The organism is Pelagimonas phthalicica (genome assembly GCF_004364805.1).
Lineage (GTDB): Bacteria > Pseudomonadota > Alphaproteobacteria > Rhodobacterales > Rhodobacteraceae > Pelagimonas > Pelagimonas phthalicica.
Window position 1 is genome coordinate 819,634 of sequence record NZ_SOAP01000002.1, and the last position, 13,648, is coordinate 833,281.

The 13,648-nt window shown below is 59.8% G+C and carries 15 protein-coding genes; 11 read left to right on the forward strand and 4 right to left on the reverse strand.

Annotated features, from left to right (window positions below; genetic code table 11):
• Positions 1-65 precede the first annotated feature (65 nt).
• Together CLV87_RS23900 and CLV87_RS14110 are read left to right on the forward strand one after the other, a co-directional pair.
• Positions 66-242 carry a hypothetical protein gene (locus tag CLV87_RS23900; protein ID WP_166652759.1) on the forward strand — a complete coding sequence of 59 codons (177 nt, stop codon included), beginning with the start codon at positions 66-68 and terminating at the stop codon, positions 240-242.
• Entirely contained in the window at positions 220-867 is a 648-nt protein-coding gene (locus CLV87_RS14110; protein ID WP_099246339.1) for a DUF1638 domain-containing protein, read from the forward strand. Before CLV87_RS23900 ends, CLV87_RS14110 begins: the two co-directional genes overlap by 23 nt.
• Here CLV87_RS14110 and CLV87_RS14115 read toward each other — a convergent pair.
• Entirely contained in the window at positions 864-1,748 is an 885-nt protein-coding gene (locus CLV87_RS14115) for a DMT family transporter (protein WP_099246341.1), read from the reverse strand. The genes CLV87_RS14110 and CLV87_RS14115 overlap by 4 nt on opposite strands.
• An 86-nt stretch (positions 1,749-1,834) precedes the next feature.
• On the opposite strand from CLV87_RS14115, the gene CLV87_RS14120 reads away from it, so the two are divergent.
• A complete protein-coding gene (locus CLV87_RS14120; protein ID WP_099246343.1) occupies positions 1,835-2,191 on the forward strand; it encodes a winged helix-turn-helix transcriptional regulator in 357 nt (118 codons plus the stop codon).
• Here the strand turns inward: CLV87_RS14120 and CLV87_RS14125 are convergent.
• On the reverse strand, positions 2,080-3,255 hold the full coding sequence (locus tag CLV87_RS14125; protein ID WP_099246344.1) for a Hint domain-containing protein: 1,176 nt from the start codon (positions 3,253-3,255) through the stop codon (positions 2,080-2,082). The two genes, CLV87_RS14120 and CLV87_RS14125, sit on opposite strands and share 112 nt — an antisense overlap.
• Before the next feature lie 191 nt (positions 3,256-3,446).
• Here CLV87_RS14125 and CLV87_RS14130 point away from each other — a divergent pair, with 191 nt between their 5' ends.
• Positions 3,447-4,214, forward strand: coding sequence for a hypothetical protein (locus CLV87_RS14130; protein WP_133840792.1), 768 nt, complete (start codon positions 3,447-3,449; stop codon positions 4,212-4,214).
• On the opposite strand, the gene CLV87_RS14135 is transcribed toward CLV87_RS14130, so the two are convergent.
• Positions 4,162-5,829, reverse strand: coding sequence for a divergent polysaccharide deacteylase family protein (locus tag CLV87_RS14135; RefSeq protein ID WP_099246348.1), 1,668 nt, complete (start codon positions 5,827-5,829; stop codon positions 4,162-4,164). The two genes, CLV87_RS14130 and CLV87_RS14135, sit on opposite strands and share 53 nt — an antisense overlap.
• A gap of 143 nt (positions 5,830-5,972) precedes the next feature.
• On the opposite strand from CLV87_RS14135, the gene CLV87_RS14140 reads away from it, so the two are divergent.
• From CLV87_RS14140 to lexA, 7 genes are all read left to right on the forward strand, one after another.
• The gene (locus tag CLV87_RS14140; protein WP_099246350.1) at positions 5,973-6,554 is read left to right on the forward strand and encodes an anthranilate synthase component II; all 582 of its coding nucleotides are present in this window, start codon (positions 5,973-5,975) and stop codon (positions 6,552-6,554) included.
• The gene (gene trpD / locus CLV87_RS14145) at positions 6,551-7,570 is read left to right on the forward strand and encodes an anthranilate phosphoribosyltransferase (RefSeq protein ID WP_099246352.1); all 1,020 of its coding nucleotides are present in this window, start codon (positions 6,551-6,553) and stop codon (positions 7,568-7,570) included. The genes CLV87_RS14140 and trpD overlap by 4 nt, the downstream gene beginning before the upstream one ends.
• A 50-nt stretch (positions 7,571-7,620) precedes the next feature.
• Positions 7,621-8,268, forward strand: a complete 648-nt coding sequence (locus CLV87_RS14150) for a uracil-DNA glycosylase (RefSeq protein ID WP_176556034.1) — start codon at positions 7,621-7,623, stop codon at positions 8,266-8,268.
• Complete coding sequence (gene trpC / locus CLV87_RS14155) at positions 8,265-9,068, forward strand: indole-3-glycerol phosphate synthase TrpC (protein ID WP_099246356.1); 804 nt, start codon at positions 8,265-8,267, stop codon at positions 9,066-9,068. The genes CLV87_RS14150 and trpC overlap by 4 nt, the downstream gene beginning before the upstream one ends.
• A 9-nt stretch (positions 9,069-9,077) precedes the next feature.
• Entirely contained in the window at positions 9,078-9,554 is a 477-nt protein-coding gene (gene moaC, locus CLV87_RS14160) for a cyclic pyranopterin monophosphate synthase MoaC (RefSeq protein ID WP_099246358.1), read from the forward strand.
• Positions 9,555-9,626: 72 nt separating this feature from the next.
• Complete coding sequence (locus tag CLV87_RS14165; RefSeq protein WP_099246360.1) at positions 9,627-10,790, forward strand: molybdopterin molybdotransferase MoeA; 1,164 nt, start codon at positions 9,627-9,629, stop codon at positions 10,788-10,790.
• A 78-nt stretch (positions 10,791-10,868) separates the two neighbouring features.
• On the forward strand, positions 10,869-11,561 hold the full coding sequence (gene lexA, locus CLV87_RS14170) for a transcriptional repressor LexA (RefSeq protein ID WP_099246362.1): 693 nt from the start codon (positions 10,869-10,871) through the stop codon (positions 11,559-11,561).
• Here the strand turns inward: lexA and CLV87_RS14175 are convergent.
• Positions 11,555-13,627 (reverse strand): ComEC/Rec2 family competence protein, encoded by a 2,073-nt coding sequence (locus tag CLV87_RS14175; RefSeq protein ID WP_235871931.1) that lies wholly within the window; start codon positions 13,625-13,627, stop codon positions 11,555-11,557. The genes lexA and CLV87_RS14175 overlap by 7 nt on opposite strands.
• Between the last annotated feature and the right edge of the window lie 21 nt (positions 13,628-13,648).

The following is a 13,648-nucleotide window of genomic DNA, read 5'->3' on the forward strand; positions in this document are numbered from 1 at the left end:
CCTGAAATGAGGCCTTTTTCTTTACCTCCATGTGCGACATACTGGCCCCGGAAGAGGAGACTCGAATGCCAGTAACATCCTTTGCGCTATTGCTCGTGACCGTTATCGCCGCTGCGGCCGTTACGGTGATGGCTATGTCGACCTGGGGTGTGTTGAACGTGCTTCCTGTCCTTCTTGCCTTGGCGCTGTTGGCCCGTTGGGGTCTGGCGCATGTCACCCATGACGACACAAACCACCCCTGACGATTCCGCCCTAACCAAAAACGGTCTTGCCCCATCTGGCGATGGGCGTGTCTTGCTTTTGGCTTGCGGGGCTTTGGCGCGCGAGATTCTTGACCTCAAGCAGCGCAATGGCTGGGATCATATGGATCTCACCTGCCTGCCCGCGATCCTGCATGTGCATCCTGAGAAAATCACCGATGCGGTGCGTGACGCAGTCGCCAAGCATCGCGATGCCTATGCCACGATCTATGTGGTTTATGCGGATTGCGGCACGGGGGGGCTGTTGCAAGCTGCCTGCGAGGAATTGGGCGTTGAGATGGTGCCCGGCCCGCATTGCTATGCCTTCTTTGACGGGCTCGCAGCCTTTGGGAATCGCGATGAGGTCACGGCCTTTTACCTAACCGATTTCCTTGTGCGCCAGTTCGACAGTTTCGTCTGGAAACCCCTTGGCCTCGACCGTCATCCAGACCTGCGGGACATGTATTTCGGCAATTACGAAACTCTGGTCTACCTGTCGCAACTTGATGATCCGGCTCTGGTCGATCTTGCCCAACAACATGCAGATCGCATGGGCTTGGCCTTTGAACATCGCAAGTCTGGCTATGGCGATCTTGAGACGACCCTTCAGGGCTGGGCCAAGCGCTAGAGCGCAATCAAAGCAGTACCGAGAACAGCCAGCATGGCCCCGATCCAGGCCAATTTGTCTGGCCTGTGCCCCGTTTTGAGCCACAGGATCGGGAGAACCATCACCGGTGACAAAGAGCCTAGCGTCACAGCTATCCCGGCCTGCATATGGGCCATCGCGACCAGCAAGAGCGACGATGACACCCCGTAGCCGATGAAGCCCGGCAAAATCGTTGCACCGACCAGTTTCGGGGTTGGGCGTTCCTTTGGTTGAAAAGCCGTGCTTGGCCAAAGCGCGATAACCGAGATCAACAGCCCCGCCCCCAGCAAGCGCACAGCGCTGACGGCCAAGGGGGCTGCGCCGTCTAACAAGGCTGGTTTTACGATCAGGAATCCCAGGCCCTGCAATATGGCCGCGGTCAGGCTGAGCAGGATCACCACGATTAGCCCTCCGCTATTCGGGTCTGATCCGCGTGATCCCCCACTGCTCATAATGGCCAGCACGATGCCCGCCAAGGTCACCCCTGCCCCAATGCAATCCCAAAGGCTCAGCACTTCGCCCAACCAAAAATACGCCATGAGCGCGACGATCGGCGCTTTCATCGTCAGTAAGAGTTCCAGCACCCTCGGGCCGCCGCGGCGCAAGGCCTCGATCATCGCAAGGTTACCCAAGAGGATGCCAAACAGGATGCTGATTGCGAAGGCGGGCCAATGCGCGACATCGATGCTGCCCCACAGGCCCAGAACCGAGCAGATCACCGCCAGAATCGCCGAACAGGCCACCAGTTGGATGCGGGTGAATTCAAACGCGCCCAACCGCTTGGCCGGATCATGCGCCAGGACCGATCCGGAGGCCCAGCCAAAGGACGCCAACAAAGCTGCCAAAGCGGGAAAAAGAATCATGAAACGCCCTCTCGAACTCGCTATCATTTCGATAGCAAGTGGTCGAGCGTTAGGCCGCTACAGAAAAGATAGCAAGAGAATTTTTCATGCCCGACAAAATCCCAACCCCAGGCTCCCCTGTCCGTGGCTCAAAAACCGGCAAGCCGATCATGGCGCTATTCGACCTATTGGGACGTAGCTGGGCCTTGGGGGTGATTTGGCAATTGTCCAACGGTCCCAAGACGTTCCGCGACCTGCAATCGGCCTGTGAAGGCGTGTCGCCCACGGTTTTGAACCGCCGGTTGAAAGAGCTCAAAGCCAGCGCGATCGTCGCCCATGACGGGAACGGCTATCACCTGACCGATACGGGAAAGGCGCTGTTCTCACTCTTGCAGCCCTTTGGCCCCTGGGCCATCGACTGGGCCAAAACGCTGGAGGAGCGCGATACCTTGCCTGATGCCTGACCCTGCCTGCGTTTCCCCTGCAACTTGAAACCCGCGATCAGCGCACGGCTCTGGCGCAGCGACAGGCAGGGATGGGCTGGCCTATCCGTCTCCAAACTGGACAAGGATTGCTGGGTGGCATTGGACAGCCGCCGCATCTGCGCGGGGCTGCAATCGGCGAGCAAAGACGGCCCCAGCAACAGGCTCTCGGAGGCGACACCATTGGCCCAGATGACCGCATGCCTGTCCAATAGGATATGATACCAATCCATCTTGCGCCGCCCCGCCATAAAGCGCACGCCCTTCAGTTCTGTCAGCGCCTTGGCCGGAACAAAGCAAGGGGACTGCCCGCCGCCTTGCAATTGCCCATGCCCGCCCAGAACCACGCGATGTTGAGAGGATAAGATCAGCGGTTGAAAGGGTCGATCCCGCCCGAAAGCATGTGGGGCAATACGCACCGGTCTTTGATCCAGTCGGCAGGTGCCAAAGGATTGCACATCATGCCGGATCAGTCGGATGCGCAGCGGCTCCCCAGCCTCTCCGATCACGTGATCCCCCGGCTGCAACTTTTCGATGGGACAAGGTCCAGCAGGTGTCGCGATCAACGTACCGGCCCCGTAACAGGCTGGGATCGTTCCAGCATTGGTGATCGGCTGCCCGTAATAGGTGGCCCCGCGATCATCCGATTGCAGGGATTCCCCCATGGGGGCCGTGCCGACATCGGTGCTGGTCAACCCGGCCGCCGGACCATCAACCGCTGTGACGGTATTGCCCCAATAGGAAATGAACTGAACGGTCGTTCCCGTATCATCAACGAGCGCAATGCCGTCATCGGGATAGAGACGCCCGGTCGGATCCGCGCCGCCATCGCTGAAACCGGGTGTCGAACTATCGATGACGTAAACATCATAGCTCGCCACCGTATCCGTCGCGGTTCCAAGCGGGAAGGAATAAATGGCGTTCCCAAACGTGTCATAGATATAGACAGAATAGCCGGACGGGTCGGTCCCTTCGGGAAGGGCAACCTCTATGAACTCTTGCGATGAGTCCCCGTAGGGTTGGAACTCGGAAAGGTATTCGGGCATGCATCACCGTGAAAAGCACGGGCTGAGTGAACAAAAATTTGGTTAATATCGCTCAAATATTCACAATCTCAACTCACCCTTTTGTTAAAACTTTGAACGACTTAACGCCCCCTCCTCAAGCCGCCGTCAAAACCTGCACAAATCCTGCAAACCAACAATGGTGTTCTGTCCCGAATAAGAAAGGGACAGTCATGACGAAGTTAAACCTGAGATCCTGGATTTTGCTCTGGACAGGCCTGCCATTGGCCCTGGTCCTTTGGCTTCAGGGGTTGGCCTGGATCACCATTTTCGCGAACCCCAAAGAGCTGAATCTGCTTGTCTTGCTATGGCTGGCCTGCGCTTTGCCCTTGGCTGTGGCCTTGGCCCTGCCTTGGTGGTTGATCCGAAAACGGGTTCCGACCTATCGGCTGCATTGGCATGCTTTCGGCTTGAGCCTGTCGGTGGCGCTGATTTTTGGCTGGGTCATGCTGGGCGAATACACGTCAGCCACGCTTTGGTTTGGTCACATGGACGATGCGTTTTGGCGCGAATTGAACATCATTTTGCATCACGAAGATGAGGTGACGCCGATTTATCTGCAACTGCTCTCCCTGCCCTGGTGGCAATATTGGGCCAAGGTTGCAAGCTATTGTTTCTTTGCTCTTTTTGGTCCAGCCACTGTCCTGGCACTGATATCCAAACGCCCAGCTCTGATCGCAGTCAAAACGCTGAAAGCCAATATTGGCCTCATCTGCGCCTTCACCTGCGACATTTTCCTGACAAGCGTCCTGATCGGCGCGCCCGAGTTCTATTTCTGGTTTAGCCTTTTCACACCAGACACGGCTCCGCGCCTTATGATCCTGATCTTTAGCTTCGCAATGGGCGGTGTGCTGTCTTACCCCGCCCTTATCCGGTCCCGGTTTGAGATCACTCTTGCGATGCTTCCTGCAAGACGGTCGACACTGGCACAATCGCGATAGAGGCGTTTTTGTCCTGCAAGCCCCATTGGATTAGCCCCGACAACGTATTGGCATGCAAGCGCCCCAGCATGATCACCGCCCCCTGCTGTTTGGCACGAAACGCCCCTTGATCGAGCGAACGGCGGACATGGGCGGCATCCTGATTGTCCTTGTCCATGTCACGGAACAGGCTGGCCGAGGGCACCCCCGCCTTGGCGGCCAATTGCTGCGCGGTGTTCAAGCCTTTGGGCAACATGACCAATCCATGACCGCTTTCGGCCAGAAAGGCCGCAGTTTGGCTCGACACGGCGCGGCTTGATTGCACGCCCCCGGCCGGATCTTCGAGGATCGCAACGGCTTCGGGGATGGTTTGCAAAGTGCCGCTCAGGGTGACCTCAACATCTGATGGCGCAGCCCCCTCTGGGATGTCCGCCATGGCCAACACTTCGAAACCCAGCTTACGATAGGCTTCGGCGGTTTTGGTGGCCTCAGGATGCGAGGGGGGAATGGCGATGCTGACCGGGATCGGCAGGGTTTTGAGCGCCTCGGGGCCCCAAGTATCAACCTTGTCATCAATTAGGATCACCGAAATGCGTGGCAGATCCACCGCCGGAGCCGGATCAGGCTTGGCGGCGAATTTGCTCAGCGGTGTTTCAGTTTGCGGCGCATCCGCACTGGCATCCGCAGTTTCCGCGCCCAAACGCGGCAGGCGCGAGGTTTGCACGCCTGTGTCGCGATCAAGGAAGGACCCCGCCGGTTTGCCGATACTCGGGCGATTGTTCTCAACCTCGGGTTCCGGCGCGGCGACGGCAACTTGCTCAGGTTCTGGCTGCGGCTCAGGGGCCTCTTGCGGCTCTGGCTCTGCAACAGGTTCAGGCGCAATCGGGGCCTCGGCGGTTTCCAAATCCGGTACAGCTTCGGGCTGTTCCAGTTCGGGCGCTGGGGCTTGTTCGGCGACATCCTCAAGCTGAGGTTCTTCGGCGACAGGAGCCTCTTCGACGATCAAAGCTGTTTCGGCTTCGGGCACCGCAGGAATTGGCGGCTGGGCCGGGTCGGTGGAAATATCGAGGCTGTCCTCGGCCACAGGCGCGCCCGGAATTTCAGCCTGCGCCAAGGGTTGCACCGGCGCATCGGTGGTCACGCTGACCTCAGCCGTTTCCGAGGCAGGATCAGCAGCCACTGGCGCATCCGGGGCCGCGCCAATCACCGGTTGTTGTGGCAGATCCGTATCCGCCTCTGCGCTAAATGGCCCATCGGGCGCATCCAAGGCACCGCCCGGCGCTTTGGGGGCCTCAAATCCGGTTTCGGCCTGCGGGCGTCGCCCGGGCTTGGCCGCGTCAGCCATCACAGCGGGTGCCGCACCAGCATCCTGTGTCTGAGGCAAGGGATCCTTGGCCGGGGGTTCCATGACTGCCGTTGTGTCAGGTTCCTTGGCGGTGTCCGCATCAACCGCTTGCTGAGGATCAGGCGTCGCGCCATCATCAACCTGTTCCGGCGCAATGACCGCCACATCATTGTCGACGGCTTGCGCAGGATCAGGACGATCCGGCGGCCCCATTGCAACCGATACCGCCCCAGCCGAGACACCAGAGACCACCACGCCCCAGATCGCGCCGCTCAGAAATCCTCGTGCCATGTGCCACTCCTCACCCGTTTATACGGCTTTGCGCCCTTGTTTGCCTTGTGGTCGCACCTTTGCGCCCCTTGACGCCGGTCTGACTGCCTGTGCATGTATACCGCGACCATGCGGCTAGCCGCCAGACATAAGAGCGCAATATCATGCTTCTTCTGATAGATAACTATGACAGCTTTACCTACAACCTTGTTCATTACCTTGGGGAACTTGGGGCCGATGTGGTGGTGCACCGCAACGACGCCCTGAACGTTCAAGAGGCAATGGCGCTGAAACCGTCATCAATTCTGCTCTCCCCCGGCCCCTGTGACCCGGATCAGGCCGGGATTTGTCTGGCCCTGACCGAAGCCGCCGCCGAAACCCGCACGCCCTTGATGGGGGTTTGTCTGGGACATCAAACCATTGGCCAGGCCTTTGGCGGCACCGTGGTGCGCCATGACGAGATTGTGCATGGCAAAATGGGCGAAATCCATCACGAGGGCAAAGGCGTGTTCAAAGGCCTGCCCTCACCGCTGCTGGGCACCCGCTATCATTCGCTGGTCGTGCGCCGCGACGATCTGCCGTCCTGCCTGCAAGTCACTGCCGAGCTTGAGGATGGCACGATCATGGGCCTTCAACATGAGAGCCTGCCCATCCAGGGCGTGCAGTTCCATCCGGAATCGATCCGCTCGGAACATGGGCATGCGATGCTGCAGAACTTCCTCGATCTGGCAAAGGAACCGGCATGAGTGACCTCTTGAAACCGCTGATCGGGGCCGCCGCCGACCGCGCTTTGACCCGTGAAGAGGCGGAAGCCGCCTTTACCGTTCTGTTCGAAGGCGACGCCACCCCAGCCCAAATTGCCGGCCTGTTGATGGCATTGCGCACGCGTGGTGAAACCGTCGACGAATACAGCGCCGCCGCCGCCGTGATGCGTGCTAAATGCAACAAGGTCGCCGCTCCCGAGGGCGCGATGGACATTGTCGGGACAGGCGGCGATGGCAAAGGCACACTGAACATCTCAACCGCGACGGCTTTTGTTGTGGCCGGGGCCGGTCAGGTCGTGGCCAAACATGGCAACCGCAACCTGTCCTCAAAATCCGGCGCGGCGGATGCGCTGGGGCAGATGGGCATCAATGTGATGATCGGGGCCGATGCGGTGGAAAAGGCGCTGGCCGAGGTTGGCATCTGCTTCATGATGGCCCCGATGCACCACCCGGCGATGAAACATGTGATGCCGGTGCGGATGGAGCTGGGCACCCGCACAATCTTTAACATCCTCGGACCACTGACCAACCCGGCCGGGGCAAAACGCCAGCTGACCGGAGCCTTCACTCGCGACCTGATCCGGCCCATGGCGGAGACGCTGGGGCAGCTTGGCTCGGAACGCGCCTGGCTGGTGCATGGCTCGGATGGCACAGACGAGCTGGCAATTTCCGGCATCAGCTGGGTCGCCGCTCTGGAAGAGGATGGCAGTGTCACTGAAACAGAACTGCACCCTGAAGATGCTGGCCTGCCTGTTCATCCGTTCGAGGATATTCTGGGTGGCACACCTGAGGAAAACGCGGTGGCTTTCCGCGCTTTGCTGGGGGGAGAGCAAAGCGCCTATCGCGATGCGGTTTTGTTCAACTCAGCCGCAGCTCTGACCGTGGCAGGCAAAGCGGACGATCTGAGACAAGGCGCTGAAATGGCGCGCGAAAGCATTGATAGCGGTGCCGCCAAAGCCAAGATCGACGCGCTGGCAAAGGCAACGCAGGCCGCCTGAGGCCTGCTCATCCCGCCGATTGGCGGGCCTCGCAAATGTCTAGGGGAAACATGGATTTACGCGTTCCAAAAGACTGGGCACATCTACCGTTCTTTGCAGAGGACCTGCCTGCCATCGCCAAACAACTGGCGCAGGAGAGTCGCCAAATCTTTCCCCCGCAGCAGCAAATCTTTGCCGCCTTTGACGCCTGCGCACCCGACGCCGTCAAAGTGGTCATTCTGGGCCAAGACCCCTACCCCACACACGGCCATGCCCATGGTTTGGCTTTTTCGGTAGAACCCGGCGTGAAACTGCCGCGTAGTTTGAGCAATATCTACAAAGAAATGGTTGAGGATCTGGGCAGCGCGCCCATCACCGGTGACTTGCGCCCCTGGGCGCGCCAGGGTGTGATGCTGCTGAACACCGCGCTGACCGTTCCCGCGGGCGAGGCCAATGCGCATCAGAAACTCGGCTGGGCCAAGCTGACCGAACAGGTCATCGCCTTCCTTTCTGACCGCCCCCGCGCCTTTGTGCTTTGGGGCGGCCATGCGCAGGGCTTTGCCAAGCATATTCAAGGTGACAATCACCTGATCCTGAAAACCGCGCATCCCTCGCCTTTGTCCGCCCGGCGCGGCTTTTTCGGCTCGCGCCCCTTTTCCACGGTCAATGACTGGCTTAAAGCCAATGGACAGACAGAAATCGACTGGACAACCCCATGAGCACCACCATTCTTGACAAGATCAAAGCCTATAAGCTTGAGGAAGTGGCCGCTGACAAAGCCGCCCGTTCTTTGGCCGATGTCGAAGAAGCCGCGCGCAATGCAACTCCCGTGCGTGGCTTTGCAGATCGGTTGTTTGCCGCTGAGAAAACAGGCTACGGGTTGATTTCCGAGGTCAAGAAAGCCTCCCCCTCAAAGGGGCTGATCCGCGCTGATTTCGAGCCAGCCAAGCTAGCCAAAGCCTATGAGGATGGCGGTGCAACCTGCCTGTCGGTCCTGACTGACACCCCGTCTTTCCAAGGGGCCAAGGAGTTTCTGGTTCAGGCGCGCGCGGCCACCAATATGCCTGCCCTGCGCAAGGATTTCATGTATGACACCTATCAGGTCGCCGAGGCGCGCGCGCTTGGGGCGGATTGTATCCTGATCATCATGGCCTCTGTGTCTGATGCACAGGCGCAAGAACTTGAAGATGCCGCGTTTTCCTGGGGCATGGATGCGTTGATCGAAACCCATGATGCCGATGAAATGGAACGTGCCTTGCGGCTGAAATCCAAGCTGATCGGGGTGAATAACCGCAATCTCAAGACCTTTGAGACGACGTTGGACACAACGCGCGAATTGTCCAAGATGGTGCCTGCGGACCGTATGCTGATCTCGGAAAGCGGGCTGAACAGCCCGGCTGATCTGGCCGATATGGCGGCATATGGCGCGCGCACCTTCCTGATTGGCGAAAGCCTGATGCGTCAAGAGGATGTCAGGAGCGCCACCGAGACCCTGCTTGCCAACCCCGTGCCCGCCTAAGGAGATGTCATGAGCGATCTGACCCATTTCAACGAAGACGGCAACGCCCATATGGTCGATGTCTCTGACAAGGCTGTCACCTCGCGCATTGCCACCGCCGAAGGCTGGGTCAAGATGACCCCGGAAACCTTTGATTTGATTACAGAAGGGCGCGCCAAGAAGGGTGACGTGATCGGGGTCGCCCGGCTGGCAGGTATCATGGGGGCCAAGAAAACCCCGGATCTGATCCCGCTCTGCCACCCGCTGCCTGTCACCAAGGTGTCAGTTGACCTGACCCAAGACCCAGACCTGCCCGGCCTCCGTATCAAAGCCACCGTGAAAACCACCGGCCAAACCGGTGTCGAGATGGAAGCGCTGACCGCGGTGTCCGTCACCGCGCTGACCGTCTATGACATGGTCAAGGCCGTCGACAAAGCCATGGAAATCGGCGGCACCCGTGTGATCCTGAAAGATGGCGGAAAGTCAGGGCGTTACGAGGCAGAGTGAAACTGACAACCAAGTGACAGTCACAGCAATTCCAGCCCCGTATCGCCACTATGCCAAAGGAAAGGCCCGGCCATGATTTCGGTTTCCCAAGCGCTTGATCACCTCTTTGCCCTTGCCCGCCCGCTGGGTCAGGAAGAGGTGCCGCTGATCCAGGCGGCTGGGCGGGTGATGGTCAAACCTGTGCAGGCGCGGCGGGATCAGCCGCCTTTTGCGGCCTCGGCAATGGATGGCTATGCGACGGTCAACCCACAAGTCGGGCAAACGCTAGAGGTCATTGGCGAAGCCGCTGCCGGGCATCGCTTTGATGGCGAGGTGACCGCCAGCACCTGCGTGCGCATCTTCACCGGGGCCCCCGTTCCGAAGGGCGCGACCCATGTCACGATTCAAGAGGATGTCACCCGCTCGGGCGATCACATCACCATCAATGAGGCCGAGCACGGCACCAATATCCGCCCCGCCGGCGGTGATTTTCAAGATGGACAGATCGTGGGTGCGCCGCGCCTGCTGGGTGCGAATGACGTCGCTTTGCTGGCGGCCATGAACATTCCGACGGTCACCGTTGCCAGGAAACCCAAGGTCGCCTTGATCTCGACCGGTGACGAGTTGGTCATGCCTGGCGAAGACCCCGGCCCCGATCAAATCATCGCCTCAAACACCTTTGGCCTGCATGCCATGCTTTGCGAACTCGGGGCGGAACCGCGGCTCTTGCCGATTGCGCGCGACAATGAGGCATCGCTGGCGACCGTGTTCGGCCTGATTGATGACGCGGATCTGGTGATCACCATCGGGGGGGCTTCGGTCGGGGATCATGATCTGGTCGCCAAGGTGGCGGGTGATCTTGGGATGGAGCGCGCCTTTTACAAGGTGGCCATGCGCCCCGGCAAACCGCTGATGTCGGGCCGTTTGGGGAGTGCCATGATGATGGGCCTGCCCGGTAATCCGGTCTCGGCCATGGTCTGCGGCCATGTTTTTGTCGCGCCGGTGATCCGCGCCATGCTTGGTCTGGGCAACGCGCCCGCGCCGCGTCTGCAGGCCAAACTGGCCGCCCCCGTCGCTGCCAATGGCCCGCGTGAACACTACATGCGCGCCGAGGTGACGCCAAAGGGGCTGACAGCCTTTGAGCGACAGGATTCCAGCCTGCTCAGCGTTTTGGGCCAATCCAACGCGCTTTTGGTGCGCGCACCAAAAGATCCTGAGCGCCAGGTTGGTGACGCCGTCGACTACATCCCGCTGTGATTGAATTATCCACAGCCTCATTGACACAAAACGAGAACAGGGGTAGAACAAAACCTGACACAAGGTTGGGAGCAGACCATGCTGACGAAAAAGCAATTGGACCTTTTGGACTTTATCAACAAGCGTTTGGCCAAGGATGGCGTACCGCCCAGTTTTGATGAGATGAAGGATGCGCTCGATCTGCGGTCAAAATCCGGCATTCACCGGCTGATTACCGCTTTGGAGGAACGTGGTTTCATTCGCCGCTTGGCCCACCGGGCACGCGCGATTGAGATTGTAAAACTGCCCGAAAGCCTTGGGGGCGCGCCCGCTGGCTTTCGGCCTCAGGTGATTGAGGGGGACCGCCCGGACACGCCGTCAAATGCGATTGAGATTTCCAAGGGGGCAATTGCTGAGCTACCTTTGATGGGGCGCATTGCCGCCGGTCGCCCGATTGAAGCGATCAATGATGTGCCACCCGGCGTGATGGTGCCCGGTCAGATGGTACAAGGCGCGGGCAAGCACTATGCGCTTGAGGTCAAAGGCGATTCAATGATCGATGCTGGCATCAATGATGGCGATGTGGTGGTGATCCGTGAAAGCAGCGACGCCGCTGAGGGCGACATTGTGGTAGCTCAGGTCGAAGGCTACGAGGCGACGCTGAAACGGTTTCGCCGTCGCGGTGGTATGATTGTGCTTGAGGCGGCCAACCCTGCCTATGAACCACGCGTTCTGCCCGAGGGATCGGTCAGCGTTCAGGGCCGATTGGTCGGGCTGATCCGCACCTATTGAGTTTGAGAGGCCAGTTTGAAGTCGTCCTTTGGCATCCCATGCCACAGGCGGTGGCCTGAAATCTGACGATCCGTGACCATTTTGATCCCTGTATCACTGGCCCAAAAGGCCAGTGATCCAGTGCTACGCAATGTTGTCGGATCAAAGATCTGACAGCCACCGGAAAGCGTAATTGGCGTGCTGGCGATAATGATCTGCCCCTTGTGGCAGCTCGACCAACGCCCGACCGCGCGTTTGCCTTGTAAATGCACCACTTCCAGGTCGCCCAGCCCGCTCAACGCGATGCGGGCCTCAACCGTTCCGGGCCATCTTTGGGCGGCCTCCTGTTGACTGCCGCCAAACCCGTCATTTTCCAGCCAGTTTTCCGCAACAAAGCCAGCCCCTTTGGGGCGTGACAATCCCCGGCCTTGTTCTGTCATCAGACCTACCAAGGTGCCGGTATCCGAGACAAGCAAGACAGGCCGATCCGTCTGCGACCACAGCACCACCGCAAGGATCATGGGGACCAAGCCAACTGCCCGCCCTCCTCCGCGCCATAGGCATAGGATCAGGCCTCCGAAGGCCAATAAGGGCAAGACCTGCCAATCCGGGGCGATGATTGCGCGGGTTGCGCCGTCCCAGGATGCGATAACCTCTGCAACACCCAGGATCCAATCCAGGCCCAGCCCCATAATCGCCAAAGCGATCCAATCCAGCCCAAACGGCATCAACAAGGCCGCCAAAACGGCCAAGGGCACAACAATGGCCCCCATCACCGGCACCGATAGCAAGTTCGCGATCAATCCGTATTGCGACAACATGTTGAAATGCGCCATGGCCACGGGGGCCGTCGCAGCCCCAGCAACCGCTGAGGAGACAACCAACCCAACAACCGGGTTTAACCATCGCGGCACCTGCCGCCCCTGCTGCCAAAGCGAGACTTGCTCAAACACCGCCACCAAGGCGGTTGTTGCGGCAAAGGACATTTGGAATCCCGGCGACACCAGAGCTTCGGGTCGCAAGGCCAAAACGACCAAGGCCGCCATCGCCACAGAGCGTAAGGACAAGGCCCGCCGGTCCAGCATCATCGCGGTCAGGGCGGCGGCGGCCATGATAAAGGCGCGCTGTGTGGCAACACTTCCCCCGCTCAGCGACAGGTAGCCAAGGGCCGCCAACAGGGCCACGGCAGCGGCAATCTTTTTCACCGGCCAATTGTGGCGCGTATGGCCGTTCAGCAACAGACCAAAGCGCACAGCGGCAAAGACAAACCCCGCCAAGAGCCCCATATGCAACCCGGAGATCGCCAGCAAATGCGCGAGGTTGGTTTCGCGCAGCGTCTGCAAGGTGCCCTGCCCCATGCCCGAACGGTCGCCTGTCATCAACGCGGCGGCAAAGGCCCCGGTTTCGCCGGGCAATTGGGCCTGAACGCGGGCAGACAGCCACATTCGGGCCTTGAACAACCATTGGCCTGCGCCCGGTTCTTCGAGCAACAGAACCGGCGTGCGGGTGTATCCCACCGCGCCGAGCCGCAAAAACCAGGCGTGTCGGCGGAAATCAAACCCGCCGGGTTCCACTGAACCACCAGGGGGTGACAAATGCCCGGTCAGAATCACCACGGCACCGGGTCGCGGCTCCATGTAGCCTTGCTGCCCATGCAAAGAGACACGAACCCGTTCAGGCGTCACTGCCGGATCCATGCGTTCCAGAACCACACGGTCCAAAGTCAAACGAACCGCATCCGAGCCAGACCGGTCAATCGCAACAATCCGCCCCTCAATCGCGCCGTAATAGCGAAAATCCAGCACCGGGCCCGAAACCAAATGCGCCCGCGCACCCGCCAGAGAAAAGCCGACAGCCGCCAACGCCAGCGCGCTCAGCAAGGGGGCGAAAACCGGACCAACGCGCGCGCTGAGCAGCACCGTTATCAATCCGCAAAGAGCGAGTGTGATCAGAACCCAAAGCTGCGGCTCCACCCGCAGGGCAAAATAGCAGCCAATGCCGACGGCCAGACAGACCGGCGACCAGGGAAAGAGGTGACCGCGCTGCGCTAGCATCACCCCCGCAAACATGTCAAAGGCGTGCCTCATGCCAGACCTTTGCTGATCCGC

Excerpts from the sequence above, each read along its gene's own strand:
- CLV87_RS14115 (WP_099246341.1), bottom strand. The coding sequence starts at position 1,748 with ATGATTCTTTTTCCCGCTTTGGCAGCTTTGTTGGCGTCCTTTGGCTGG.
- lexA (WP_099246362.1), top strand. The coding sequence starts at position 10,869 with ATGCTGACGAAAAAGCAATTGGACCTTTTGGACTTTATCAACAAGCGT.
- CLV87_RS14175 (WP_235871931.1), bottom strand. The coding sequence starts at position 13,627 with ATGAGGCACGCCTTTGACATGTTTGCGGGGGTGATGCTAGCGCAGCGC.
- trpC (WP_099246356.1), top strand. The coding sequence starts at position 8,265 with ATGAGCACCACCATTCTTGACAAGATCAAAGCCTATAAGCTTGAGGAA.
- CLV87_RS23900 (WP_166652759.1), top strand. The coding sequence starts at position 66 with ATGCCAGTAACATCCTTTGCGCTATTGCTCGTGACCGTTATCGCCGCT.
- CLV87_RS14120 (WP_099246343.1), top strand. The coding sequence starts at position 1,835 with ATGCCCGACAAAATCCCAACCCCAGGCTCCCCTGTCCGTGGCTCAAAA.
- trpD (WP_099246352.1), top strand. The coding sequence starts at position 6,551 with ATGAGTGACCTCTTGAAACCGCTGATCGGGGCCGCCGCCGACCGCGCT.
- CLV87_RS14130 (WP_133840792.1), top strand. The coding sequence starts at position 3,447 with ATGACGAAGTTAAACCTGAGATCCTGGATTTTGCTCTGGACAGGCCTG.
- CLV87_RS14125 (WP_099246344.1), bottom strand. The coding sequence starts at position 3,255 with ATGCCCGAATACCTTTCCGAGTTCCAACCCTACGGGGACTCATCGCAA.
- CLV87_RS14150 (WP_176556034.1), top strand. The coding sequence starts at position 7,621 with ATGGATTTACGCGTTCCAAAAGACTGGGCACATCTACCGTTCTTTGCA.
- CLV87_RS14110 (WP_099246339.1), top strand. The coding sequence starts at position 220 with ATGACGACACAAACCACCCCTGACGATTCCGCCCTAACCAAAAACGGT.
- moaC (WP_099246358.1), top strand. The coding sequence starts at position 9,078 with ATGAGCGATCTGACCCATTTCAACGAAGACGGCAACGCCCATATGGTC.
- CLV87_RS14140 (WP_099246350.1), top strand. The coding sequence starts at position 5,973 with ATGCTTCTTCTGATAGATAACTATGACAGCTTTACCTACAACCTTGTT.
- CLV87_RS14165 (WP_099246360.1), top strand. The coding sequence starts at position 9,627 with ATGATTTCGGTTTCCCAAGCGCTTGATCACCTCTTTGCCCTTGCCCGC.
- CLV87_RS14135 (WP_099246348.1), bottom strand. The coding sequence starts at position 5,829 with ATGGCACGAGGATTTCTGAGCGGCGCGATCTGGGGCGTGGTGGTCTCT.